Below are 23458 nucleotides of genomic sequence, written 5' to 3'. Positions count from 1 at the left end.
GCGGATCGCAAACAGCCGGTGAAAGATTTCTCCGGGGAACGCGCATGAGCACGGCCGAATCCAAAACGATCGAAGTCGCAGAGATCGAGGACACCAGTCTCCTCGCCTTCTATCGCGACATGAACCTGCCGGAGCGGCGCACGTTCTGGGCCTGCGCCTCGGGCTGGACGCTCGACGGCATGGATTTCATGATCTATCCGCTGGTGATCGGCACCATCATCACGCTGTGGAAGGTCGATGCCGGCACTGCCGGCCTCGCCGGCACCGTGACGCTGCTGGCTTCCGCCGTCGGCGGCTGGCTCGGCGGCTATCTCTCCGACCGGATCGGGCGGGTCAAGACGCTGCAGCTCACCATCATCTGGTTCTCGTTCTTCTCGCTGGTCTGCGCCGTGGTGCAGAATTTCGACCAGCTCCTGATCGCCCGCGCGCTGCTCGGCTTGGGCTTCGGCGGCGAATGGGCGGCAGGCGCGGTGCTGATCGGCGAAGCGATCCGGCCGCAATATCGCGGACGCGCGGTCGGCTCGGTGCAATCGGGCTGGGCGATCGGCTGGGGCCTTGCGGTGCTGGCGCAGGCGATCCTGTTCTCGATCCTGCCGCCAGAGAACGCCTGGCGCTGGATGTTCGTGATCGGCGCGCTGCCGGCGCTGCTGGTGTTCTACCTGCGCCGCTATGTCACCGAGCCGGAGATCTCCGCCGCGACGATGGCGCAGCAGCAGGCATCCGGCAGCGGGCCCGCCGCATTGTGGGAGATTTTCCAGGGACCGATCCTGAAGACCACGCTGCTGGCCTCGCTGGTCGGCACCGGCATGCAGGGCGGCTATTACGCCGTCACCTTCTGGGTGCCGCGCTTCCTCACCACCGAGCGCAAGCTCTCGGTGGTCGGCTCGACCGGCTATCTCGCGACGCTGATCATCGGCTCCTTCATCGGCTATCTGGTCGGCGCCTGGCTCGCCGACCGGATCGGCCGGCGCAATCTGTTCCTGATCTTCTCGCTCGGCGCCATCGCGATCGTGCTGCTCTATACCCAATTGCCGCTGTCCAACGAGGTGCTGTGGGTGCTGGGCTTCCCGCTCGGCTTCTTTGCCTCAGGCTATTTCTCCGGCATGGGCGCGTTCCTGACCGAGCTCTACCCGACCCGGCTGCGCGGCTCCGGCCAGGGCTTCTGCTACAATTTCGGCCGCGGCGTCGGCGCGCTGTTTCCGTTCCTGGTCGGCGCGCTCTCGACCACGACCACGCTGGCTAACGCGATCGCGATCTTTGCGGTGGCGGCCTACGCCGTGTTCTTCATCGCCGCCTACGCGCTGCCGGAAACGCGCGGGCGCGTGCTGCATGCGGGTGGGTAACATTGAGCGCGAACCCTCAGCTTGCTCAGTTTTGCCTCTCCCCTTGTGGGAGAGGCCGGATTGCATCGGAAGATGCAATCCGGGTGAGGGGTCGCGGTCCATCCACACGGTTTGTCGTGTGGAGGGATACCCCTCACCCCCAACCCTCTCCCACAAGGGGAGAGGGAGCCTGACATGGTGCATCCCTAACTGTGGAGGAGCCAACAGATGACATCGCTCAAAGGCAAGACGCTGTTCATCTCGGGTGCGAGCCGCGGCATCGGGCTTGCGATCGCGCTGCGCGCCGCGCGTGACGGCGCCAATGTCGCGATCGCGGCGAAGACCGCCGAGCCGCATCCGAAGCTGAAGGGCACGATCTACACCGCCGCCGACGAGGTCCGCGCCGCCGGCGGCAAGGCGCTGCCGGTGATCTGCGACATCAGGGACGAGGCGCAGGTGATGGCGGCGATCGAAGCCACCGTCGCCGAATTCGGCGGCATCGACGTCTGCGTCAACAATGCCAGCGCCATCAGCCTGACCAATTCGCAGGCAACCGACATGAAGCGCTACGATCTGATGATGGGGATCAACACCCGCGGCACCTTCATGGTGTCGAAATACTGCATCCCGCATTTGAAGAAGGCGGAGAATCCGCACATCCTGATGCTGTCGCCACCGCTCGACATGAAGACCAAGTGGTTCGAGCATTCGACCGCTTATACGATGGCGAAGTTCGGCATGAGCATGTGCGTGCTCGGACTGGCCGGTGAGCAAAAATCCGCCGGCATTGCGGTCAACGCATTGTGGCCGCGCACCACGATCGCAACCGCCGCGGTCGGCAATCTGCTCGGCGGCGATGCCATGATGCGCGCCAGCCGCACGCCGGAGATCATGGGCGATGCGGCCTATGCGATCGTCACGCGGCCATCGCGCGAGTTCACCGGCAATTTCTGCATCGACGACAAGGTGCTCTACGCCAACGGCGTGCGCGACTTCGAGCGCTATCGCGTCGATCCCTCGGTGCCGTTGATGTCGGATTTCTTCGTGCCCGACGACGACGTGCCGCCGCCCGGCGTCACCGTGCAGCCGTTGCCGTCGGCGGGCGGTGCGCAGACGTCGCGTTAATCTAGACGGCCGACGCGTTGAGCTGCGCGCGCCAATGCTGCACGCGCTCCTTGAGCAGCGTATCGCGGACATAGGCAAGCTCCTCGTCCTCGATCCGCTCCAGCGTTTCGAGCGAGAGATTGTCCGCGCCATGCGCCGACCAGGCGCGCTGCAGCTCGGCATTGCCATGGCTGCCCATCCGCAGCGTGAACCAGATGCGGTTCTGGATTTTCTCCAGATCGAGCGCCTGCCCGACCCAGACCTCCCCGGTCGCGCGGCAGCGGATCGCGAACACGCCGGCCACAGCAGCGCGCTTCTTGTAGTCGGCAATGGCCAGCTTGCGGTCTTCGGTCTTCATGGCGGCTCCTGTCGTATCGGCACCAATTATATCCGGGTATTATTGACAAGGCAATTACACCCGGATAAAACATCGCATCGAACGCGAATAGGACGAGCTGACATGGACACCACCTGCCATCTGGAGCCGACGTGGAATGCCGGGCGCGACTTTGCCCAGCGCGAGATCACCGGCGAGCTGGTGATGCTCAACCTGCTGCGCTTCCGCGACATCGCCGACTATTCGCAAAGCCCGGAGCTGGCCCCGCCGCACCCGGTCACGGGTGCGGAAGCCTACGACCGCTATGTCGCGCACACGCTGTCGCATCTGCGGAAGAGCGGCGGCGACATCCTGTTCATGGGTGAAGGCGGCTCGTTCCTGATCGGGCCCGAGGGCGAGCGCTGGGATCGCGCGATGCTGATCCGGCAGAAGGGCCGCGGCGCGTTCCTCGCCTTCGCGGTGGCGGAAGCCTACCTCGCCGGCATCGGACACCGCACGGCGGCGCTGGCCGATTCACGGCTGCTGCCGCTGGTCGAGTTGCCGCGATGACCGAGATGCTAGCGGCCAACCTCGTACGGCCCGCCCTTCTCGAGCGCCCGCGCGTAGGCCGGGCGCGCGTGGATGCGCTCGAGGAAGGCAACACATTTCGGGTGGCCGTCCGCGAGCCCGCCACGCGCAGCGGCCGCCTCCAGTGGAAAGCTCATCTGGATGTCGGCGCCGGAGAATTCGTTGCCGGCGAACCACTCGCTCTTGCCGAGCTCGCCTTCCCAATAGGCCATGTGCTGCTTGAGCTGCGGATTGACCAGCGTGGAAAGCGCCTGATTCGACACCTTGCGCACCAGCGGCCGCAGCAGCGCCGGCGCGCGCTTCGGCATCAGCGTGAACAGCAGCTTCAAGAGCAGCGGCGTCATCGCCGAGCCTTCGGCATAGTGCAGCCAATAGGTGTAGCGCAGCCGCTCCGGCGTATCGGCCTGCGGGATCAGGCGGCCGTTGCCGTAGGTCGCGATGATGTATTCGAGGATCGCGCCGGATTCCGCGATCGTGTTGCCATTGTCGGTGACGACAGGCGACTTGCCGAGCGGATGGATCGCGCGCAGCTCCTTCGGCGCCCGCATGTCGGGCTGCCGCTGGTAGCGCACGATCTCGTAGGGCACGCCTAATTCCTCGAGCAGCCACAGCACGCGCTGCGAGCGGGAATTGTTGAGATGATGAACCGTCAGCATGGGCGTCCTCTGAAATGTCGGCGCAATCGGGCGGCGTGTGGTGCCAGCCGGGAACGGGAAAGTCGAGATCCACGCGCCGTGCTTGCTGGAAATGACCCGGGCAATACGTCGCGCAATCGATGAGGTCTACCATGAATCCTGCCTATGTCGCCTTCGAAGGCGAGCATCGCATCGGAGCCGGTGACCTCCCGGAGGTTGCACGCGCCGCCAAGCAGCTGCTTGACCGGCGCAAGGATGCCGCGGTCCTGGTGTTCAACGGCCGCACCTCGGCGCTGGTCGATATCGATTTCCGCGGCTCGGTCGACGACGTGCTGGCGCGGCTGCCGAAGCTCGCGCCTCCGCGCGACGAGGAACCGGCAACGCCAACCGCGCCGCGCGGTCCGGGACGGCCGAAGCTTGGCGTCGTCGCGCGCGAGATCACGCTCTTGCCGCGTCATTGGGACTGGCTCGCCCAGCAGAAGGGCGGCGCATCGGTTGCGATCCGCAAGCTGATCGACGAGGCGCGGCGCGCGAGCGGCGACAAGGACCGCACGCGCCGCGCCCAGGATGCCGCCTATCGCTTCATGACAACGATGGCCGGCAACCGGCCAAACTACGAGGACGCGATCCGTGCCCTGTTCGCGCATGACCGGCGGCGCTTTGCAACCCTGATCGCGGACTGGCCGGCCGATATCCGAGATCACGCGATCCGGCTCGCCTATAGCGATCAGGCGGACTGACGCGCTTTCGCGCGAAAGAGGTGGCGGTCGCGGATCGGTGGTTCGGCGTTCAGAGCAGAACCGCAGACCCAGCCCGCCGCCGTCCTGACGGTCTCGATTTTTGGAAGTTGAACGTGTCCAATCCTCCCTCCTTACGCAAAGCCTTCCTGTCGTTCCTGGCGCCGATGCTGCTGAGCAATGTACTGCAGTCGCTGTTCGGCACCATCAATGGCATCTATCTCGGCCAGATGATCGGCGTCGACGCGCTCGCCGCTGCGTCGGTGTTCTTTCCGGTGATGTTCTTCTTCATCTCCTTCGTGATCGGCCTGAGCGCGGGCGCCTCGGTCATGATCGGCCAGGCCTGGGGCGCCGGCGAGCCCGACCGCGTCAAGGCGGTTGCCGGCACGACCATGACCGTGACGCTGCTGCTGGCGCTCGCGATTGCGATATCAGGCGGCCTGTTCGCCCGCCCGCTCTTGATCGCGCTCGCCACGCCACCAGACGTCCTCGACGCCGCGGTGTCCTATGCCCGGATCATGATGATCACGATGCCGGTAACCTTCGCATTCCTACTGCTCGCCGCGATGATGCGCGGCGTCGGCGACACCGTGACGCCGCTGGTGGCGCTGACGGTCTCGACCGTCGTCGGCCTCGTGGTGACGCCCGCATTGATCCGCGGCTGGCTCGGCCTGCCGATGCTGGGCGTGGCCAGTGCCGCCGTTGCTTCCGCGATCTCGGGCGTGGTGACGCTGCTGTGGCTGCATATCCACATGCTGCGGCGCAAGCATCCGCTGGCCTTCGACGCCGCGTTCCTGCGCGCGATGCGGCCGAACGGCGCCCTTCTGCGCATCGTGCTGCGGCTCGGCATTCCGACCGCGATCGGCATGGTGGTGGTCTCGCTCGCCGAACTGGTGCTGCTCGGCCTCGTCAACGGGTTCGGCTCGGAGGCCACCGCCGCCTATGGCGCGGTCAACCAGGTGATCGGCTATGTGCAGTTTCCGGCGATCTCGATCGCCATATCCGTGTCGATCTTCGGCGCACAGGCGATCGGCCGCGGCGATTCCGACCGGGTCGGCGCCATCGTCCGGACCGGGATCGAGATGAACCTCGCACTGACCGGCGGACTGGTGGTGCTCGGCTATCTCTTTGCGCGGCCGCTGATGGGTTTCTTCATCGTCGACGGCGCCGTGCTCGCGCTGGCGCAGCAGCTTCTTTACATCGTGCTGTGGAGCATGGTGCTGTTCGGCATGGCGACGGTGTTCTCGGGCGCGATGCGTGCCGGCGGCACGGTGTGGATGCCGCTGTTCATCTCGATCCTGGCCATGACGCTGGTCGAGGTGCCGGTCGCGATCCTGCTCAGCCGGGCGGTCGGCATCAGCGGCATCTGGATCGCCTATCCCGCCACCTTCGCAACCATGTTCGTGCTGCAGATGGCCTATTACGCCCTGGTATGGCGCAAGCAGACCATCAAGCGGCTGATTTGACATCGCGCGCCGCGGCTCACATGATGAGTATCATATTCTCCTGATGGCGCCTGCGGCAGCAGGCCCATGCTCGAGAAAAGCCAAACAAGCCCAAACCAGACAGGCCGAGGGAGAGACCGCCGTGAGCCAGAATCCGCAATTCCTGTTCGATTTCGGCAGCCCCAACGCCTTCCTCAGCCACGAGGCGATCCCGGCGATCGAGCAACGCACCGGCGTCAAGTTCGAATATGTCCCGATCCTGCTCGGCGGCATCTTCAAGGCCACCAACAACAAGTCGCCGGCCGAGACGCTGGCGGGCGTCAAGAACAAGCCCGAGTTCATGAAGATCGAGACCGAGCGCTTCCTCAAGCGCTTCAACGTCAGGCCCTACGTCTGGAACCCGTTCTTCCCGGTCAATACGCTGAACCTGATGCGCGCGGCGGTCGCCGCCCAGTTCGAAGGCGTGTTCGAGAAATACATCGAGGCGGCTTTCCACCACATGTGGGTCGAGCCGAAGAAGATGGATGATCCCGAAGTAGCCGGCAAAGCCATCGCCGCCTCCGGCCTCGACGCCGCCAAACTGTTCGCCCGCGCCCAGGACGCCGACGTGAAAGCCAAGCTGATCGCGAACACCCAGGCCGCCGTGGAGCGCGGCGCATTCGGCTCGCCGACCTTCTTCGTCGGCAACGAGATCTTCTTCGGCAAGGAGCAGCTGCGCGAAGTCGAGGAACTGGTGTCGGGAAAGTGAGATGAGCAGTTGGCCAATAGCGGGTAGCGAATAGTCGAACAGCATTCCTATCTAGTCGCCATTACCCATTCGCACTTCGCTCGCTTCCCGGGCAACAACAAAGAAGGACAAATTCCCATGCGTGTTCTCGTGGTCGGCGCCGGTGCGATCGGCGGTTATTTCGGCGGCCGGATGCTTCAGGCCGGCCGCGACGTCACATTTCTCGTCCGGCCCCGCCGCGCCTCCGAGCTCGCCTCCGCCGGGCTCGTGATCAAGAGCCCGAACGGCGATGTCACCTTGAACAATCCGCCGACCGTGCAGGCCGACAAGCTCTCGGACAAATTCGACGTCGTGCTCTTGAGCTGCAAGGCGTTCGATCTCGAGGATGCGATCAAGTCGTTTGCGCCTGGTGTCGGCGACAAGACCGCAATCATCCCGCTGCTTAACGGCATGCTGCATCTCGATGCGCTCGACAAGAAATTCGGCGCTCAGCATGTGCTCGGCGGTCTCTGCGCGATCGCGGCGACGCTGAACGAGAAGCGCGAAGTGGTGCAGCTGCAGCCGATGCAGTCGCTCGGCTTCGGCGAACGCGCCGGCGGCCTGTCGGACCGGGTGCGCGCGATCGCCGAGACCTTCTCCGCGATCAACGGTGCGGCCGCCAGCGAGCACGTGATGCAGGATATGTGGGAGAAGTGGGTGTTCCTGGCGTCGCTCGCCGCTTCCACCAGCCTGATGCGGACCTCGGTCGGCAACATCCTGGCCGCGCCCGGCGGCCAGGATTTCCTGCTCGGCATCCTCGACGAATGCAGCGCGATCGCGGCCGATGCCGGCCACGCGCCGGGCGGCCCGTTCTTCCAGCGCACCCGCGGGCTCTTGACCACCGAAGGCTCGCCGATGACCGCATCGATGTTCCGCGACATCAAGGCGGGGCTGCCGGTCGAAGCCGATCACGTGATCGGCGACCTGATCGTCCGCGCCGATGCCGCCAAGATCCCCGTGCCGAAGCTGCGCACGGCCTATACGCATCTCAAGGCGTATGAGAAGCAGCGGGTTGGCTAGCCTTCACCCTCCCCTGGAGGGGGAGGGTCGGCTCACATGAAGCGAAGCGGAATGTGAGACGGGGTGGGGTGATCTCTCAACACGGGCACTGTTCGAGTGGAGAGACCGTCACCCCACCTCGTCGCTCATTTCATTCGCGCCGATCCTCCCCCTCCAGGGGAGGATAAGAAAGCGCGAGCGCCCTCTCACAAATGCGCCAGATAATGCGCGAGCGCGGTGATCTCCTCGTCGCTCAGCGGATACGCCACATCGGCCATCGCCGCCTGCGCTCCGCCGGAGCGTACGCCCGATTTGTAGTCATGCAGCGCCTTGACGAGATATTCCTCGCGCTGGCCGGCGATGCGCGCGACCGCCTTGGTACCGACAAAGGTATCGGTGTGGCATGAGGCGCAGCGGCGGCCGGCCGCGGCCTGTTTGCCCTTTTCGGACAATTCCGGATTGTCGTCCTTGCCGCCCTTGAACGGCGTCAGCGAGGCGAAATAGGCGCCGAGATTGCGGATGTCGTCATTGTTGAGCTGCTCGACGATCGGCTGCATCTGCTCGTTCTTGCGCGCACCGGCGCGGAAGAACACCAGCTGCCATTGAATGAACTGGTCGAGCTGGCCGGCCAGCGAGGGAATATTCTCGGTCTGCGAGATGCCGTTGTCGCCATGACACCCGGCGCAGATTTCGGCCTTCGCCTTGCCGGCGGCGACGTCGGCGGCCTGGGCAAGGGAAGTCATCGCGATCGCTGACGCGAACAGCATTCCGAATGACAAAAGGCGCATTGCCAGTTTTCTCCGCGTGTCATTGCCGGGCTCGACCCGGCAATCCATCTGGCTTGAAGAAGGGTTTCTTGGTTTGGATGGATGCCCGGATCAAGTCCGGGCATGACGAGGTGGTTCCGCGGCCGATCACAACAGAGGCTGCGGCCGCCTCGTGGCCACCGCAGCCTCTTGGCCTTCAACCGTTACTTCTTGCTGTAGCTGATGCGATAGATCGCACCGGCCCAGTCGTCGGCAACGAGGATGGAGCCATCCTTGTCGAGCAGGATGTCGGCGGGACGGCCGAGATAGCCCTGGTCACCCTCGATCCAGCCGGAAGCGAAGATCTCCTGCTTGGCATTCTTGCCGTCGGGGCTCGCGGTGATCTTCACGATGCGGCCGCCCTGATACTTGTGCCGGTTCCAGGAGCCGTGCTCGGCGATCAGGATGCTGTTCTTGTATTCGGCCGGGAATTGGCTGCCGGTATAGAACTTCATGCCGAGCGGAGCCACGTGGGCGCCGAGATTGTAGACCGGCGGGGTGAACTCCGAGCACTTGTGACCCATCGCGAATTTGGTGTCCGGCAGGTTGCCCTGGTGACAATAGGGATAGCCGAAATGCTCGCCGATCTTCGAGATCATGTTGAGCTTGTCGCTCGGCAGATCGTCGCTGATCCAGTCGCGGGCGTTTTCGGTGAACCAGTACTTGCCGGTGCGCGGATCGACGTCGCCGCCGACCGAGTTGCGCACGCCGAGCGCCCAGATCTCCGCATTGCCGGTCTTGGGGTCGACGCGGCGGATCTGCGACACCGAGGTCGGCGGGATGCCGATGTTGAAGGGAGGTCCGAATGGAATGTAGAACCAGCCGTCCTTGTCGACGGCGATGTATTTCCAGCCATGCGCCGCATACGACGGCATGTCGTCATACACCACCTTGCCGCTGCCGAGATTGTCGAGATTGGCTTCGGCATTGTCGTACTTGATCAGCTTGTCGACCGCGATGACGTACAGCGCGCCATCGCGGAACGCGAGGCCGGTCGGCATGTTGAGGCCCTTCAGGATGGTCTTGACCTCTTTCTTGCCGTTGTTGTCCTTGATCGCATAGACGTTGCCGAGGCCGAACGAGCCGACGAACAGCGTGCCCTTGTCGCCCCAGGCCATCTGCCGCGCCGCGAGCACGTTCGAGGCATAGACCTCGATCTTGAAGCCCGGCGGCAGCTTGATCTTCTTCATCATGGTGGCGAGTTCGGCGTCGGATGCGCCGGTCGGCGGACCGGACGGCGGGGCAAGACCCTTCTGCGCTTCGGTCTCGTCGCCGAGGAACCAGTCATCCGGCGGATGGGTCCAGAATTCCTTGGTACCGGATTCGTACTTCTTCAGCGCCCGGTTCTTGTCGGTTTGTTGCTGCGCATTGGCGAAGGTTGTCCCCGCCAGCAGCGCGATCGCCGCGAACGCAAGTATGGATCGATTGAAAGCCGATTTCATCGCGTCACTCCCCTACGCAAGCCGTTGCAGCTTGCCTGTTATTGATTTTGAACGCCTTGAGAGATGATGGTGGCGGTCTGTGAGGTAGGTCAGACGGCAAAATGGTAGCACATCCATCGACGCTGAAAAGCGCATGCTCGGGTGTGCGCTGCGTCAAAACAAGTTGAGACGAAATTTGAGACGAAATTTTCCTGCGCTGACTGCCTGATAACAAGGCATTCTGCACCGCAGCGTGATATTCAAACGAAGCTAACGCTCGCGATCGCGTCTATCGCGACGAGAGGCGCGAAAGGCCAAGCGCCTGCGCCTCGGCTTTCGACAGCGGCCTGAACAACACGCTGCGTTTCTGCCCGCTGGAGATTGCTGCGATCCTGAAGCCGTCATCGGCGGCGATGATGTCGCCGGTCCGCAGCATCATGTCGTCCTCGATCGCAATCGGTGACAGTCCGGTGGACGCGCCGGCGCTGCACGCGCATTGCGGCACGATCTCGCGCTGGAATCGGAATGCATTTGCGCGCGTCTTGTCGGTCTCGCCCGCTTCGGTTCCGGCGCTGTCGATATCGGAGCCGGAATGCAGCTTCACCTCGGCGGCGGGGCAGACCGCCTCGCAGGTCCCGACATCCGCCGCCGCATTCACGCGCGGCAGCGGGAAGAAGCGGCCGTCGCGGGCCGCGGCATCTTGACCGCGAGATCACGGCGCTGCCTGAACTGCAAAACCGTCCGAACAGCAAAAAGCCCGCACCAACGGGCGGGCCTTCATCAGACTGTCAGCTCGGTCAGCGAGATATTTTGGAGCGGGCGAAGGGGCTCGAACCCTCGACCCCGACCTTGGCAAGGTCGTGCTCTACCACTGAGCTACACCCGCATCCGAAATGGCGGCGATCACTCGCCGGCAACGGCAGACCTATGCCAAATGCTGTCTGTGAATGCAACACAAGAGCGCGGTCCGAACTTCACGAAATCGCACGGTTTCCTTAAAAATTGACCCCGAATCGGCCGAAACCGGTCGTCGCGACGATTTCTTTTTATGTTTCGGCCGGAACCAGCCTCAGAGCCATCTCATCCCGGAGCGATTCGAGCCAGGTCTCGAACCAGCCGGTCAGCTTCTGCACCAGCTCGACGCGGCGGTCCGCGTCGCAATCGAACACTGCCCACCATTCGATAAAGGCCCGGTCACCGTCGACCACCGGGGTCACCCGCAGGGTCGCGCTGAAGTCCGTCATCGGAAGGGTAGGCGGACCGGCAAATTCGTAGGTCTGAAAGCGCTCGACGTCGGACTGTGCGAGCAGCCGCTGCCGGATCCGCCGTTCCCGGTACAGGACGTTGCGCACGGCGCCGATCGTGTCGCCGGACTTGCCGTCCTCGATCTCGCTGGTGCCCGCACCGTGGACCCAGACCGGGTAATTGTTGAAATCGCGGATGATTTTCCAGACCTCGCCGGCCGGCTGCTCGTACACGGTGCTGTAATAGGCCTTTGCCATGGGCGATCCCCTGTTGCCATGAAGGAGCGCCATCGTCGGCCGTTCCGGACCTCAAACCCACCCGATCTCCGATGGAACAGGCCGGGCGGCGAGCGATTGAATTTTGCCGGCCAACCGCCATCTACGGAGCATGTTCCGGGATCATGCTCTAGGCTGACAGAACGGCTGAACACGCCGTCCGGAGCGTGCTAGAACGCCCCCGTATTTTTCCGACCTCAGAAGACCAAGGCGAGGACAACGTGACGATAATGGAGCAGGGCGGCCCCACGCCCGAGGCAGCGCCCGATCTGATCAAGGAGACGACGACCCAGACCTTCGTCAAGGACGTCATCGAGGAATCGCGCCGCCAGCCGGTCATGATCGACTTCTGGGCGCCGTGGTGCGGTCCGTGCCGCCAACTCACCCCAATGCTGGAAAAGGCGGTTCGCAACGCCAAGGGCCGGGTCAAGCTGGTCAAGATGAACATCGACGAGCATCCGCAGATCCCCGGCCAGATGGGCATCCAGTCGATCCCGGCCGTGATCGCCTTCGTGGGCGGCCAGCCCGCCGATGGCTTCATGGGCGCGGTGCCGGAGAGCCAGATCAACGCCTTCATCGAGAAGATCACCAAGGGCGTGCCCGCCGCCGGCGAGCCCAATCTTGCGGAGATCCTGGCCGAGGCCGACGCCGTGCTGGCCGAGGGCGACGTCGAGGGTGCGGCGCAGACCTATGCCGAGGTGCTTGCGCACGACGCCACCAACATCGCGGCGCTGGCCGGCCTCGCCAAGTGCTACGTCACGTCGGGCGCGGTCGAACAGGCCAAGCAGACGCTCGCGATGGTGCCGGAATCCAAGCGCAATGATGCCGCGGTGAAGGCGGTGCAGGCGGCGATCGATCTTGCCGAACAGGCCCAGTCGGTCGGCCCGATCGCGGAGCTGGAACAGAAAGTCGCGGCAAACCCGCTCGACCATCAGGCCCGATTCGATCTCGCGACCGCGCTCAATGCCATGAACAAGCGCACGGAGGCGACCGAGCAGCTGCTCGCGATCGTCAAGCGTGACCGCAAGTGGAACGACGACGGCGCGCGCAAGCAGCTGGTGCAGTTCTTCGAGGCGTGGGGCGGCACCGATGAGGCAACCGTCGAGGGGCGCAGGCGGTTGTCGACGATTCTATTCTCGTAACGCACGCCCCGTCACAGCAGCGGGACCGCAGATGCCGATCAATGCCGAATATCGCGGGCCCGGCGAGCTCCCCGAGGTGATCCCGGTGTTCCCGCTGCCGGGCGCGCTGCTGTTGCCGCGCGGCCAGATGCCGCTCAACATCTTCGAGCCGCGTTATCTCGCGATGATCGACGACGCGCTGCGCGACGGTCACCGCCTGATCGGCATGATCCAGCCCGACGTGGCGCATTCGCAGAAGGAGGCGAAGCCGGCGCTGTTCCGCGTCGGCTGCGTCGGCCGCATCACCCAGCTCGCCGAATCCGGGGACGGCCGCTACATCCTCGAACTGACCGGCGTCGCGCGCTTCAAGGTGGTCGAGGAGCTGACAGTGCAGACGCCGTACCGGCAGTGCAAGGTCGACTTCTTCTCCTTCGCCGGCGACTTCACCGCGCGCAAGGGCGAGGACGCCGTCGATCGCAAGGCGCTGCTCGAGGTGCTGGCGGATTTCCTGGAAGCCAACAATCTGAAGGTCGACTGGGAAGGCATCGAATCCGCGCCGAACGAGGCGCTGGTCAATGCGCTGGCGATGATGTCGCCCTATGGTCCGGCCGAGAAGCAGGCGATGCTCGAGGCGCCCGACCTGAAGACCCGCGCCGAGATCCTGATCGCCGTCACCGAGATGGACCTCGCCAAGAAGCGCACCTCCGGCGACCCGCCGGTGCAATGAGGCGCTTCACCGCAACTCTCGTCGGCCCAGCCAGATGTGAAGCGGAAACATCAGGGAGAGGGCAAATCCCGCTGTGAGGTGGATCCAACTCATCCAGGGCCGCACCTCCTCGGATCCAAGATAATAGAGCCCGAAGGCGGTCACGATCAGGACCGCATTGAACGCCGCCATGATCGATCCCGAAATGCGATTCTTCCGGCTCCGCCACGCGCGCAGCAGATGCACGGGGATGAGGGCGCCCAGCGTTAACAGCGCCAGCATGGCGACCCCGCCATGAACCATCAATAAATTGGCGGCGGCCTGCTGCCATATCTCGTCGCCGGCAACGTTCTTTTGCCAATCCGCCACCAGCCAACCGGCGCCCGTCAATAACAACGCTCCGAACGTCGCGTACATCGAATAGCGAAATGAACGTTTAAGCCGCAAGATGCACCGCCTGAGGCCAGTCGGAAGTGATCCGAACGTCGCCGTCGGTCGAGATCAGCAAGGCACTTGCCTTGTAATGCTCAAGCAGGTCGCCGGCATCGGTCCCCGAGATCATGACAGCCTTCGTCAGCGCATCGGCGATCATGCATGAGGGCGCGCAGACCGTAGCGCCGATCGCGACGTTGGTCGGATTGCCCGTGGCGGGATCGATGATTGCCGAAGTGCCCGGAGGCGCTCCGTCGACCAAATCAAAACGAAGTGCGGTCGATGCCAGCGCCTGATCAGTCAGCTTGATACGAGCGAGCAAGTGGAGCGGGTCGCGGGGGTCGCGCAGATGGACCGTGTGCTGTTCCTGTCCGAACACCCGAAGATCGCCGCCGGCATTTACTACCCCGCCCGGAATATCGAAGCCGCGCAACACCTCGACTGCGCGGTCGACGGCAAAGCCCTTGGCGATCCCTCCGAGATCGATCGTGATGCACGGTGATCGAAGGCGCACTGCTAATTCGGGCAGCAGCTCGATCGCATTGTCGAGGCTCTGTTCCGGCCCGATGACGCGACCGCCGCCCGGTCCGGGCAGCAGGCCCATGGCTTGCAACACCGGCGCAACGGTGACATCGAAGGCCCCCTTGGAGCGGCGACGCATCTCGAGCGCCGCCTCCAGGACCTCGAACGTCCAGGCATGAACGCGCGTCGGCCGGACGCCGGCATCCCGGTTGACGCGGCTGACGTCGCTGTCGTGCTCGTGAAAGCTCATCAGCCGATGAACCCGCGCAACGGCATCGAATGCGGCGTTAATGGCGGCATTCGTTTCGGGTCCGGCGGCAGCCGCGACCTCGATCTCGACGAAGGTGCCGAGCAGCGGCCGGGCGCGACGAAGACTATCGGAGACGACTGGCATAGGCGGCCAATATCCTCTTAACGCCCTCCGTGACATGCGTCGACGACAGTGTCGCGCCAGAAATATTCCGGATGTCGCCGTTGATCTTCAACGCGCTGCCGCCGGTCTTGCCGACGAATTGCGCCAGCCAGCTCGGACTCCGGATCTCGCCGCCATAGGACTCCCGATATTGCAGGATTTCGACCTTATGCACTGCGCCGCCCGGCGTCAGCGCCACAGCATAGTCGATGAACAGGTGCTTGCCGATCACCCGGTCGAAGACGAAGAAGCCCGCGACCTTGCCTCCGGCTTCGGCCTTCCAGACCCGGCCTGCCTGGACTTCGGTGAAATGCGTCGCCGACGGAAACGCCTGCTTCTGCGCCTCCTCGATCGACAGATACTGAACGGCATAGGCCGGCGAAGCAACCGACACGATCGCCGCTGCAGGCAGTGTATATCGAACCCACGTCATCTCTCACCTGGCTCCAATCGTTTTCGTCATGCGCGCGGAGCGTTTGCTCCGACGCGGCCGTGCTGATCTCAGAAGAAGAATCCGACGCCACCGAGGAACGAATCCGACATCGCGCCGGTGATGCTCTTGTCGATGACGTGCTGATAGGTCGCCTTCAGCGCGATCTTCGGTGACGGGAAGAGCGCGAAGCCGGCGGTGTGGAACTGGCGTTGGCCGGCGCCGGTCGGCATATTGGCATCCGTGCCGGCAAAGCCGCCGCTCTGCAAATTCTGGTAGGTGTAGCGATAGAAGGGCACCGCCTCCCACTCGCTGTTCAGGATGGTGCCGAGCGGCACGTGATAGGCGATCTCGCCGGAATAGCCGTACATCGCCTTACCGACATTGTTGGTGGGATCTGAATCGTTGTTCGCGCGCAGGTTCTCCGGATGGCTGAATTCGGCGTGAACATACTCGCCGCGAAGCTCGAGGCCCGTTTCCGGGACGCGGTAGCGGAACTCGGCGTCGAACATCGCCAGACTGGAGTGGCCCAGGAAATTGCCGAGATCATCGTGCGCCCCCCGTGGCGTCGTGTTCGGCGAGAAGTAGGCGCTCACACTTCCCGCGAACCCGGGCAGGAATGTCGGCGTGACGTCGAGCCGTCCGGAGACGGCGACGGCATTGTTGAGCTGCTGGAAGTCGCCGAGCGGGGGCCTGGAGAACCCGAGCCCATTCAGGCCATCGATGCCCGCGGCGTAGGGCGTTCCGGGAAGCGGCACGGTCTTCGCTGCGGTGCGATTGTCGAAGGTATCGCCGAAGTCCTCGTTGCTGGTGCTGACCATCACCTGATACTTCAGATCTTCGCTGATGGTGCCGTAGACGCTGCTCGACGGCACCTTCCAGGTCGATGGAATAAGGCCGTTGTACAATTCGGGCCGGTTCACACTGTAGAACTGCGTCGGCTCGTGATGCTGGTTGATGTAGCCTATCGGCACGAGATCGATGCCGGGCGCGCGCCAGTTGAACTGGTCGAGGATCTTGAAATCGATCCAGAGCTGCTCGATCTCCGCGGTGCCGTGCAGCTTGTCGTCATTGTCAAAACCGGACCCTGCGTGCTCGAACTCGATCTCGGCGTTGAAGATGATGTTCGGTGTGATCGCATAGGTCGGCAACAAGACGAATCGTGCAGCATCGAAGCCCTTCTGCCACTGGCCGTTGGCGGCAGGGTTTTGCATGGCGCCGAACTTGATCTCGCCATAGGCGCCGATGCTGAGACCGGCCACGGGCGAGTCCGTCAGCCCGAGAATGGGCTTGTCACCCACCGCTGGAAGCGGGGGCAACTGCAACATCGGCTTGGCCGGCGTCTGCGCTGATTGAGCCGCGGGCTTGCTCTTGGCGTCCTTCGGGTCCTTGGTGTCTGCTGCCTCTTTCGGCTCGACCGACGAAGCCGCGGCATTGGCGCTCCGGATCGACGCCGCCTGCGGCGCGGGTGTGCGGCTGTCCTTCTGCTTCAACTCGGCCTCGAGCGCCTGGATACGCCGCTCCATCTTGTCGAGCTTTTTCAGCAACGCCTCGTTCGCGCCATCTTCAGCTCCAAAAGCGCTGCCGCTGCTGATGATCGACAGCGCGGTCGCCGCGAGCAGCGCCGCGCCCCTGGAATTAAAGCCAAGATCGAGTATCGATGCACCTAACCCCACGCAACGATGCGATGACATGTGCCCCCCTGCCCTGCGGAAACGAAAAGCCCGCGACATAAGGGCGCACCTAACACCACTAAGAATGATTTCGGAAAGTTTCCGTCATCCGAGTGGCAGCTCGGCGATTAGAATCGCTCAAGTTTGGAATTGGAATAAGAATAAGCTTCAACTGTTGGTCGGGATCATCCAACGCCGGAGGCGGATTTGCGCATGGGCTTCCGAACCAAAGACGCGACCGGGCCTGACGGCTCGAAGGCGCTTACCGAGGACTGCGGAAAACCTTCCGTCCGGTGAACATCGCGCGCACCAGGTTCTGACGCTGCAGCAATCCGACCACGACGACGCCGAGCACGTGCAGCCCGACCAGGACGATCGCCGCATCCGAGGCATAGGCGTGGGTGTCCTCGACCCACCAGACGCCGAAGAAGGTGACGGTGACCTCCATTGCACCCGTAATCGCGGAGACCGCGAGCGTGAGCAGCAGTGCCACCAGCATCACGGTGCCCGCGGGATTGAGCCCGATATAGCGACCGGTGATGCCGCGGCGGAGATTCCAGATATAGCGCGGCGCGGCGCGCAATCGGACGCCGAGCTTGCCGAAGCGCGCATAGCGCGTGCCGGCAAAGCCCCAGATCAGCCGGAACGCCAATAGCCCGATCACGGCATAACCCGCCAGCCGGTGCAGCCGGTCATAGACGTTGGGCGTCACCCAGGCGACCAGGACGAGAATGGCGAGCGCCCAGTGCCAGAACCGCAGCGGCAGGTCCCAGACCTGCACGGTGGTGGCGCCGCGGCCGCCGGGCGCCGCCTTCGTCATCGCGCCTGCTTCACTTCGCGATCGTGTGCTTCAGGCTGAGATCTTCCGGGCTGTAGAACAGCTCGTAGAGCTTGCCTTCCTTGACGCCGTACACTTCGTAGCAGGAGCCCTCGATCTTCGAGCGGCGCACCTCGTAGCCGGCAGCCTTGGCCTTGGCTTCGGCATCGGTTGCCGGCTTCCACGACGCCTTGTCGAGCTTGGTGCAAGTCTTGTAGCCGTCGGCGAACGCCGCCGAACCCAAATGCCCCAGAACGCCCGCTGCAAGCGCAGCGCTCATCATTACTCTCACGCGCATCTCCCCTCCGTTGACGATCATGCCCACAACGCCATCGCGCTGAGCACATGCGTGAACAATGCCGAGGTGATTGCCAAGTCAAGGAAGCGCGGACGCGGCACGCTTTAGAGAAATTCTAACGGCTGCGAAAACCGCTTTGCGCTCCACGCGCAATTTCGTTTTGACCGCTTGCTGCGGCGCCTCATGGGTCTGCCGGCGCGGCCTTTCAGTCAGGACGCGGCACCCGCCATTGCCAGACGAACCGCGGGGCGTTCGGTCGTTACGGGCATCCGCCCACTGATCATCTGTGCGACCTTCTCGCTCTGGACCGCGGGGCTGAAGTGGAAGCCCTGCACTTCCACGCAGGCGTCGGCGCGCAGGATGTCGAGCTGCTCCCTGGTCTCGACGCCTTCGGCCGTCGTCGTCTTGCCGAGACTGACGGCGAAGCGAACGATCGCGCGCGCAATCCGGCGCGACTCGTCGGTTGCGCCCGAGAGTTCGGACACGAAGCTGCGGTCGATCTTGACCTTGTCGAACGGAAACTTCTGCAGGAAGCTCAGCGACGAATAGCCGGTACCAAAATCGTCGAGCGCGATCCGCACCCCGAGATCATGCAGCTGACTGAGCGCCGCGAACACCGCCTCGCTGTCCTGGATGATCGCCGTTTCGGTGACTTCGAGCTCGAGCCTGTCAGGCGAAACGCCCGAGCTCGCTAACGCGTGCACGATCACCGGGACCAGCTCCGGGCTCCTGAACTGCACCGGCGACAGATTGATAGCGATCTTGAGATCATCGGGCCATTTGGCGGCTTCCGCACACGCGGTGCGCAGCACCCATTCGCCGAGCGGCACGATCAGGCCGGTCTCTTCCGCCAGCGGAATGAACTGCGCCGGTGAGACCATGCCGCGTTGCGGATGATGCCATCGCAACAGCGCCTCGAAGCCACAGGTCTCCCCGCTCGCGACATTGATGAACGGCTGATAGTACAGCTCGAACTCACCGTTGGCGAGCGCGCTGCGCATGTCGCGCTCGAGGCTGCGCCGGGTCTGCAGCTGCCGATCGAGCTCCGGCTCGAAAAAACGGAACGAGCCGCGTCCGCCGCTCTTGGCCGAGTAGAGCGCAAGATCGGCGCTGCGCAGCACCTCGTCGGAATGGCTGCCGTCGCGCGGTGCGATCGCAATCCCGATGCTGCTCGTGGTGGTCACCCGATGATCGCCGAGATCGATCGGCTCGCTGAGCGCCTTTTTGATCTTCTCCGCGAGCAAACCGGCTTCCGCGACCGGATCGCTGACGTGGTCGATCACCGCGAATTCGTCGCCGCCGAGCCGCGCGACCAGCGTAGTGTCGCTGACGCACCGGCGCAACCGTGCGGCCACCGACTTCAGCAACGCATCGCCCGCCGGGTGTCCAAGCGTGTCGTTGACGTCCTTGAAGCGGTCGAGATCGAGCATCAGCACCGCGAGGCTCGGCCCGCCACATCTCGCGCCGGAGAGCGCCTGCTCCATCCACTCCTTGAGGAGCACGCGATTCGGCAAATCGGTCAGCGCGTCGTGTTGCGCCATATGGGTGATCTTAGCCTCGGAGCGCCGCTGCTCGGTGACGTCGCGATGCGTCGCCACCCAGCCACCGCCGGGCATCGGCTGTCGCGTCACGCAGATCAGCCGGCCGTCGGCAAGCTCGTCGACCCGGCTGCTGATCTCGCCGGCCGGCAGCGCGTTCAGTGTTGCGAGCACCTGGGTCGCGGCGCTGTCGCTGGTCTCGCCCTTGAGAAGGCCGTTGGCGATCCGATGCGTGATGATCTCGCGATGAGCGGTGCCGGGCAGCAGCAATTCGGGCGGCAGCCGGTACATCTTGGCGTAGCGATCGTTGCACACCACGAGGCGCTTCTCCGCATCGAACATGCAGAGGCCTTCACCCATGTGGTTGATCGCCGTATCCAGCCGGAGCCGGTGTTCCTCCAGCTCCTTCTGCGAGGCCTCGACCTGCTGCCGCGCCAGCGAGAGCTGGCTGATGATTTCCTCGAAGCGACGGGTGCGAAGCGCGAGGCGCCGGTCGGCAAGCACGCCGACCAGGCTCATCCCGAGCACGGACAGCGCCACGCCCGCGATCACGATGGCGAGGAAGGCGGGAGAGAGCGACAGGGCTTGCGGAGCTTGCAGCGGGTCCGGAACGATCTCGACCGCGCCCATCGCGGTGAAATGATGCGACACGATCGCAAGCGTCAGCAACAGCGCCGCGACCAGCGACATCCAGCGATCCTGATAGCGGACCGCGACCGACAGCGCGGCGTAACCGAACAGCATGCCGAGCACGATGGAGGCCGCCACGAGATCCATCGACCACACCACGTGGCCCGGCACTTCCAGCGCCCACATTCCGAGATAATGCATGCTGGCGATGCCGGCTCCGATCACCGCGCCACCGACCGGCGCACGCCAGGAGCCGGGGTCGCTGGCGGCAAGGCCGAGTCCGCCGGACGTCAGCATCATCGCGACGGCGAGCGACAGCGCCGTGAGGACGATGCCGTAGCCGGTCGGCACGCCCGGCTCGTAGGCGAGCATGGCGATGAAATGTGTTGCCCAGATGCCGTAGCCGATCGCAGCTCCCGCGATCGCGATCCAGATCAGCCGCGTCCTCGCCTGCGAAGCGATCGCGCGATGGAAGATGTTGACGGCGACAATGCTGGCAACGAAGCAGACCAGGCCGGCCAGCAGAACGAGCCGCCAGTCATGCTCACCTGAAAGACACGTAAGAACACGAAACATGCGTCGGTCCTGGTTGTCCGCGCCGACAAGCTAGGCCGATTGAATTGTCTTCTCGATAATTTTCTACAACTTTCAGTGGCATGGTTATCCGCGCGTAAGCCGATTCCGCACGGAAATTGATGGCTCCATAAATATTCCACATGACCTGCGATCGCACGTCTTCAGCCCTCGAGCGGAACCAGGACGGTTTCGCCGGTTGTGACCAGCGACGCCTCGCCCTGCGCGTTCTCCGCGAAACATGCGCAGGCCGATGCGATCGGTCGTCACGCGCCCGCTAGTAGCCGGCGGCGGCGAGCGCCACGACGGCGCTCATCGCCATCCAGCCGAAATGCCGGCCGCGGGTCGCGACCCCATTGGCGAGCGCGGCGCTGCCGAACACGATGGCGAGCGTCGCCACGATCCAGTGCCGCGCGGCATCGGAGGCCATCGCCGGCGCGGCGACCAGCAGCACGCCGCCCCCGATCCAGGCGACCGTGCCGGCCTGATAGACCAGACGAAGCAAGAGACGCAGCCGCGGCGGCTCGACGGTGGCGCGTGCGAACACTTTGGTCTCGCCGAGAACGCCATGGATCAGGCTGACCAGGATGGCGATGATTCCGGCGCCTTGCAGCAAAAGATCACGCATCGCGACGTCTCCATACAGTGCTGTATGGATAGGACACCGCCGGCTGGCGCCTGTCAATACACTTGTGTATGGTCCGGACGCGGACAGGGAACCATGACGGAACAGCTCTCGGTCAAGGACTGGCTCGATCAGGGCCTGAAGACGCTGGCGAAGCACGGCTTCACGGCGCTCAAGGCCGAGCCGCTGGCCAAGGCCATCGGGGTCTCGCGCGGCAGCTTCTACTGGCATTTCGCCGACATCGGCGCCTATCGCACCGCGATCCTCTACCATTGGCGCGAGGTTGCCGCCGAGCAGGTGATCGCCGAGCTCGAGACCGTTCCGGAAGGCGGCGACGCGCTGGCGCTGCTGCTGCGCCGGACCTTCTCGGCGCGGCTGGCGCTGGAGCGCGCGGTGCGCAGCTGGGCGACCGCCGATGCCGCGGCGCGCGCCGCCGTGCTCGAAGTCGACCAGCGCCGCATCGGCTATATCGAAACCCTGCTCCGCCACGCCGGATTCCCCGACGACGTGGCGCGCGGCCGGGCGCAGATCTTCTATTGGGCGTTCATCGGCTATGCGCTGTCCGAGCAAACGCTGCCGAAGCCGCGTCAGCAGGCCGCAATCGACGAGCTGTTGCGGATGACCAAGCGCTGACAGTTGACACGAGAATGTGCTACACGACGGCCAGTTTGTTCTGACGCGTTTTCTTCACGCGAACCGCTGCCCACTTCGCTCGAAAACGCTCCAGTCGGAGACATCAATGAATTCGACGACCGACCATCTCGAGAGCACCGCCGACCCAAAACTGCTCGAAATCCTGGTGTGCCCGATCACCAAGGGACCATTGGAGTTCGACGCCGCGCGGCAGGAGCTGATCTCGCGCTCCGCAAAGCTCGCCTATCCGATCCGCGACGGCATCCCGATCATGTTGCCGGAAGAGGCGCGCAAGATCGACTAAAACATGATCCGGAAAAGTGTGAGGCGGTTTTCCCGCGACAAACGCAAGCGTTTGCGCTGAGATCATGCTCCAATAAGAGGACCACATGCGCGCCCTCGTCACATGGCTGCTGCTGCTCGTCTCGGTGGCGAGCGCGACGGCCCACGAGAGCAGGCTGCGCATCGGCGCCATTGACGCGGTGCTGACCGTGCCGTCCGACATCGCAAAGCCGCCGGTGGCGCTGCTGATCGCCGGCTCCGGCTCGACCGATCATGACGGCAACGGGCCGCAGCTCAAGCCGGCAACGTTGAAGAAACTCTCCGAGCAGCTGGTCGCACGCGGCATCGCGACGCTGCGCTACGACAAGCGCGGCGCCGGCGAATGGAAGAAGGAGTTCGGTCGTCCGGAGGACTTTCGCTTCAAGGACTATGTCGGCGACGCGACGGCACTGATCGAGTATCTGCGCGGCAGCGGCAAGTTCGCTCATGTTGCGGTGGTCGGGCACAGCGAAGGCGGCCTGGTCGCGATCCTCGCCGCACAGCGCGTGCCGATCGACCGGCTGGTGCTGCTGGCAACGGCGGCGCGCAAGCAGGGCGACCTGTTGAAGGCGCAGCTCGAAAAGCAGCTGCCGCCGGACAAATTCGCGCCGATCGGAAAGGCCATCGACGACATCATGGCCGGGCAGATCGTCAACCCACCGCCGGCGGGACTGGCGATCGCGCCAGCGATGCAGCCCGCCATCGCATCTGCCTTCACCGAGGATCCGATCGATCCGATGAAGAAGATTACCGGGCTTGTCCTGATCGTCGCGGGCGGCCGCGACCATCAGCTGGCGCGGCTCGACTTCCTCGCACTCACCACCGCCGACTTCGCGGCCAAATCATTGTGGCAGCCGGACATGAATCACCTGCTGGTCGACGTCACCGACGCGGCGGACGACATGGCGAGCTACAACGAGCCGGAGCGGTCGCTCGACCCCGACCTGATCGACGCAGTGGCTGGCTTCATTTCACAGAAATAGTGGATGCGAAGGCCGTCACCCGGACGAAGCGCAGCGCAATCCGAGGCCGATCCACCTGAGGAGAGACTGCTCCCGGATTTCGCTT

The 23458-nt window shown here is 64.2% G+C and carries 26 protein-coding genes and 1 tRNA gene; 12 read left to right on the top strand and 15 right to left on the bottom strand.

The annotated features are described in order from the left end of the window. Window positions 1–44: 44 nt before the first annotated feature. Together HU230_RS33765 and HU230_RS33760 are read left to right on the top strand one after the other, a co-directional pair. Window positions 45–1343 (top strand): MFS transporter, encoded by a 1299-nt coding sequence (locus tag HU230_RS33765; RefSeq protein ID WP_176534477.1) that lies wholly within the window; start codon window positions 45–47, stop codon window positions 1341–1343. Window positions 1344–1550: 207 nt separating this feature from the next. Continuing rightward, window positions 1551–2447, top strand: coding sequence for an SDR family oxidoreductase (locus HU230_RS33760; RefSeq protein WP_176534478.1), 897 nt, complete (start codon window positions 1551–1553; stop codon window positions 2445–2447). A 1-nt stretch (window position 2448) separates the two neighbouring features. Here HU230_RS33760 and HU230_RS33755 read toward each other — a convergent pair whose 3' ends face one another. After that, window positions 2449–2784 (bottom strand): GIY-YIG nuclease family protein, encoded by a 336-nt coding sequence (locus HU230_RS33755; RefSeq protein WP_176534479.1) that lies wholly within the window; start codon window positions 2782–2784, stop codon window positions 2449–2451. A gap of 102 nt (window positions 2785–2886) precedes the next feature. Between HU230_RS33755 and HU230_RS33750 the strand changes: the two genes are divergently transcribed. Then, complete coding sequence (locus tag HU230_RS33750) at window positions 2887–3312, top strand: DUF1330 domain-containing protein (RefSeq protein WP_176534480.1); 426 nt, start codon at window positions 2887–2889, stop codon at window positions 3310–3312. 8 nt (window positions 3313–3320) lie between these two features. Here HU230_RS33750 and HU230_RS33745 read toward each other — a convergent pair whose 3' ends face one another. Beyond that, window positions 3321–3986, bottom strand: coding sequence for a glutathione S-transferase family protein (locus HU230_RS33745; protein ID WP_176534481.1), 666 nt, complete (start codon window positions 3984–3986; stop codon window positions 3321–3323). Between the two features lie 131 nt (window positions 3987–4117). Here HU230_RS33745 and HU230_RS33740 point away from each other — a divergent pair, with 131 nt between their 5' ends. From HU230_RS33740 to panE, 4 genes are all read left to right on the top strand, one after another. After that, on the top strand, window positions 4118–4705 hold the full coding sequence (locus HU230_RS33740; protein ID WP_176534482.1) for a DUF2239 family protein: 588 nt from the start codon (window positions 4118–4120) through the stop codon (window positions 4703–4705). A gap of 113 nt (window positions 4706–4818) precedes the next feature. Continuing rightward, on the top strand, window positions 4819–6168 hold the full coding sequence (locus tag HU230_RS33735; RefSeq protein WP_420840816.1) for an MATE family efflux transporter: 1350 nt from the start codon (window positions 4819–4821) through the stop codon (window positions 6166–6168). A 121-nt stretch (window positions 6169–6289) separates the two neighbouring features. After that, complete coding sequence (locus HU230_RS33730) at window positions 6290–6895, top strand: 2-hydroxychromene-2-carboxylate isomerase (RefSeq protein WP_176534483.1); 606 nt, start codon at window positions 6290–6292, stop codon at window positions 6893–6895. 117 nt (window positions 6896–7012) lie between these two features. Further along, window positions 7013–7933, top strand: a complete 921-nt coding sequence (gene panE / locus HU230_RS33725; protein ID WP_176534484.1) for a 2-dehydropantoate 2-reductase — start codon at window positions 7013–7015, stop codon at window positions 7931–7933. Window positions 7934–8118: 185 nt separating this feature from the next. Here panE and HU230_RS33720 read toward each other — a convergent pair whose 3' ends face one another. The 5 genes from HU230_RS33720 to HU230_RS33700 all read right to left on the bottom strand — a co-directional run bounded on the left by HU230_RS33720 (window position 8119) and on the right by HU230_RS33700 (window position 11641). Next, a complete protein-coding gene (locus HU230_RS33720; RefSeq protein WP_176534485.1) occupies window positions 8119–8700 on the bottom strand; it encodes a c-type cytochrome in 582 nt (193 codons plus the stop codon). Between the two features lie 182 nt (window positions 8701–8882). Continuing rightward, window positions 8883–10160 (bottom strand): PQQ-dependent sugar dehydrogenase, encoded by a 1278-nt coding sequence (locus HU230_RS33715; protein ID WP_176534486.1) that lies wholly within the window; start codon window positions 10158–10160, stop codon window positions 8883–8885. 268 nt (window positions 10161–10428) lie between these two features. Further along, complete coding sequence (locus HU230_RS33710) at window positions 10429–10797, bottom strand: DUF2865 domain-containing protein (protein WP_234600280.1); 369 nt, start codon at window positions 10795–10797, stop codon at window positions 10429–10431. Window positions 10798–10950: 153 nt separating this feature from the next. Then, window positions 10951–11025: transfer RNA gene (locus HU230_RS33705), tRNA-Gly, on the bottom strand. Window positions 11026–11185: 160 nt separating this feature from the next. Next, window positions 11186–11641: an SRPBCC family protein gene (locus HU230_RS33700; protein ID WP_176534487.1), complete on the bottom strand. Its 456-nt coding sequence runs from the start codon at window positions 11639–11641 to the stop codon at window positions 11186–11188. A 239-nt stretch (window positions 11642–11880) separates the two neighbouring features. On the opposite strand from HU230_RS33700, the gene trxA reads away from it, so the two are divergent. Both trxA and HU230_RS33690 read left to right on the top strand, forming a co-directional pair. Further along, a complete protein-coding gene (trxA, locus tag HU230_RS33695; protein WP_176534488.1) occupies window positions 11881–12801 on the top strand; it encodes a thioredoxin in 921 nt (306 codons plus the stop codon). Between the two features lie 31 nt (window positions 12802–12832). Continuing rightward, window positions 12833–13507 (top strand): LON peptidase substrate-binding domain-containing protein, encoded by a 675-nt coding sequence (locus HU230_RS33690; protein WP_092121146.1) that lies wholly within the window; start codon window positions 12833–12835, stop codon window positions 13505–13507. Between the two features lie 6 nt (window positions 13508–13513). Here HU230_RS33690 and HU230_RS33685 read toward each other — a convergent pair whose 3' ends face one another. From HU230_RS33685 to HU230_RS33650, 8 genes are all read right to left on the bottom strand, one after another. Then, a complete protein-coding gene (locus HU230_RS33685; RefSeq protein WP_143046786.1) occupies window positions 13514–13933 on the bottom strand; it encodes a hypothetical protein in 420 nt (139 codons plus the stop codon). Continuing rightward, on the bottom strand, window positions 13923–14834 hold the full coding sequence (locus tag HU230_RS33680) for an FAD:protein FMN transferase (protein WP_176534489.1): 912 nt from the start codon (window positions 14832–14834) through the stop codon (window positions 13923–13925). Before HU230_RS33680 ends, HU230_RS33685 begins: the two co-directional genes overlap by 11 nt. Beyond that, window positions 14815–15285 carry an FMN-binding protein gene (locus tag HU230_RS33675; RefSeq protein WP_176534490.1) on the bottom strand — a complete coding sequence of 157 codons (471 nt, stop codon included), beginning with the start codon at window positions 15283–15285 and terminating at the stop codon, window positions 14815–14817. Before HU230_RS33675 ends, HU230_RS33680 begins: the two co-directional genes overlap by 20 nt. Before the next feature lie 68 nt (window positions 15286–15353). After that, window positions 15354–16976 carry a hypothetical protein gene (locus HU230_RS33670; protein WP_224943845.1) on the bottom strand — a complete coding sequence of 541 codons (1623 nt, stop codon included), beginning with the start codon at window positions 16974–16976 and terminating at the stop codon, window positions 15354–15356. 241 nt (window positions 16977–17217) lie between these two features. Further along, entirely contained in the window at window positions 17218–17775 is a 558-nt protein-coding gene (locus HU230_RS33665) for a cytochrome b/b6 domain-containing protein (RefSeq protein WP_176534491.1), read from the bottom strand. A 10-nt stretch (window positions 17776–17785) separates the two neighbouring features. Then, the gene (locus tag HU230_RS33660) at window positions 17786–18055 is read right to left on the bottom strand and encodes a PepSY domain-containing protein (protein WP_420840907.1); all 270 of its coding nucleotides are present in this window, start codon (window positions 18053–18055) and stop codon (window positions 17786–17788) included. Between the two features lie 224 nt (window positions 18056–18279). Continuing rightward, on the bottom strand, window positions 18280–20814 hold the full coding sequence (locus HU230_RS33655) for a bifunctional diguanylate cyclase/phosphodiesterase (protein WP_224924760.1): 2535 nt from the start codon (window positions 20812–20814) through the stop codon (window positions 18280–18282). 274 nt (window positions 20815–21088) lie between these two features. After that, window positions 21089–21439 carry a hypothetical protein gene (locus HU230_RS33650; RefSeq protein WP_176534493.1) on the bottom strand — a complete coding sequence of 117 codons (351 nt, stop codon included), beginning with the start codon at window positions 21437–21439 and terminating at the stop codon, window positions 21089–21091. 93 nt (window positions 21440–21532) lie between these two features. Between HU230_RS33650 and HU230_RS33645 the strand changes: the two genes are divergently transcribed. From HU230_RS33645 to HU230_RS33635, 3 genes are all read left to right on the top strand, one after another. After that, a complete protein-coding gene (locus HU230_RS33645) occupies window positions 21533–22069 on the top strand; it encodes a TetR/AcrR family transcriptional regulator (protein ID WP_176534494.1) in 537 nt (178 codons plus the stop codon). Window positions 22070–22175: 106 nt separating this feature from the next. Further along, on the top strand, window positions 22176–22373 hold the full coding sequence (locus tag HU230_RS33640) for a Trm112 family protein (RefSeq protein WP_018269337.1): 198 nt from the start codon (window positions 22176–22178) through the stop codon (window positions 22371–22373). 85 nt (window positions 22374–22458) lie between these two features. Then, window positions 22459–23373, top strand: a complete 915-nt coding sequence (locus HU230_RS33635; protein ID WP_176534495.1) for an alpha/beta hydrolase — start codon at window positions 22459–22461, stop codon at window positions 23371–23373. Window positions 23374–23458 lie beyond the last annotated feature (85 nt).

Origin of the sequence: Bradyrhizobium quebecense (genome assembly GCF_013373795.3) — a bacterium.
GTDB classification, from domain to species: Bacteria; Pseudomonadota; Alphaproteobacteria; order Rhizobiales; family Xanthobacteraceae; genus Bradyrhizobium; species Bradyrhizobium quebecense.
Note: the sequence above shows the minus strand (reverse complement) of the source record. Positions and strands in the feature narration are given on the sequence as shown.

Bases quoted from the DNA above. Each gene is read 5' to 3' on its own strand.
- HU230_RS33690 (WP_092121146.1), top strand. From the start codon at position 12,833: ATGCCGATCAATGCCGAATATCGCGGGCCCGGCGAGCTCCCCGAGGTG.
- HU230_RS33665 (WP_176534491.1), bottom strand. From the start codon at position 17,775: ATGACGAAGGCGGCGCCCGGCGGCCGCGGCGCCACCACCGTGCAGGTC.
- HU230_RS33720 (WP_176534485.1), bottom strand. From the start codon at position 8,700: ATGCGCCTTTTGTCATTCGGAATGCTGTTCGCGTCAGCGATCGCGATG.
- panE (WP_176534484.1), top strand. From the start codon at position 7,013: ATGCGTGTTCTCGTGGTCGGCGCCGGTGCGATCGGCGGTTATTTCGGC.
- HU230_RS33700 (WP_176534487.1), bottom strand. From the start codon at position 11,641: ATGGCAAAGGCCTATTACAGCACCGTGTACGAGCAGCCGGCCGGCGAG.
- HU230_RS33740 (WP_176534482.1), top strand. From the start codon at position 4,118: ATGAATCCTGCCTATGTCGCCTTCGAAGGCGAGCATCGCATCGGAGCC.
- HU230_RS33635 (WP_176534495.1), top strand. From the start codon at position 22,459: ATGCGCGCCCTCGTCACATGGCTGCTGCTGCTCGTCTCGGTGGCGAGC.
- HU230_RS33745 (WP_176534481.1), bottom strand. From the start codon at position 3,986: ATGCTGACGGTTCATCATCTCAACAATTCCCGCTCGCAGCGCGTGCTG.
- HU230_RS33640 (WP_018269337.1), top strand. From the start codon at position 22,176: ATGAATTCGACGACCGACCATCTCGAGAGCACCGCCGACCCAAAACTG.
- HU230_RS33650 (WP_176534493.1), bottom strand. From the start codon at position 21,439: ATGCGTGATCTTTTGCTGCAAGGCGCCGGAATCATCGCCATCCTGGTC.
- HU230_RS33675 (WP_176534490.1), bottom strand. From the start codon at position 15,285: ATGACGTGGGTTCGATATACACTGCCTGCAGCGGCGATCGTGTCGGTT.
- HU230_RS33645 (WP_176534494.1), top strand. From the start codon at position 21,533: ATGACGGAACAGCTCTCGGTCAAGGACTGGCTCGATCAGGGCCTGAAG.
- HU230_RS33755 (WP_176534479.1), bottom strand. From the start codon at position 2,784: ATGAAGACCGAAGACCGCAAGCTGGCCATTGCCGACTACAAGAAGCGC.
- HU230_RS33750 (WP_176534480.1), top strand. From the start codon at position 2,887: ATGGACACCACCTGCCATCTGGAGCCGACGTGGAATGCCGGGCGCGAC.
- HU230_RS33765 (WP_176534477.1), top strand. From the start codon at position 45: ATGAGCACGGCCGAATCCAAAACGATCGAAGTCGCAGAGATCGAGGAC.
- HU230_RS33715 (WP_176534486.1), bottom strand. From the start codon at position 10,160: ATGAAATCGGCTTTCAATCGATCCATACTTGCGTTCGCGGCGATCGCG.
- HU230_RS33655 (WP_224924760.1), bottom strand. From the start codon at position 20,814: ATGTTTCGTGTTCTTACGTGTCTTTCAGGTGAGCATGACTGGCGGCTC.
- HU230_RS33660 (WP_420840907.1), bottom strand. From the start codon at position 18,055: ATGATGAGCGCTGCGCTTGCAGCGGGCGTTCTGGGGCATTTGGGTTCG.
- HU230_RS33670 (WP_224943845.1), bottom strand. From the start codon at position 16,976: ATGTCATCGCATCGTTGCGTGGGGTTAGGTGCATCGATACTCGATCTT.
- HU230_RS33760 (WP_176534478.1), top strand. From the start codon at position 1,551: ATGACATCGCTCAAAGGCAAGACGCTGTTCATCTCGGGTGCGAGCCGC.
- HU230_RS33680 (WP_176534489.1), bottom strand. From the start codon at position 14,834: ATGCCAGTCGTCTCCGATAGTCTTCGTCGCGCCCGGCCGCTGCTCGGC.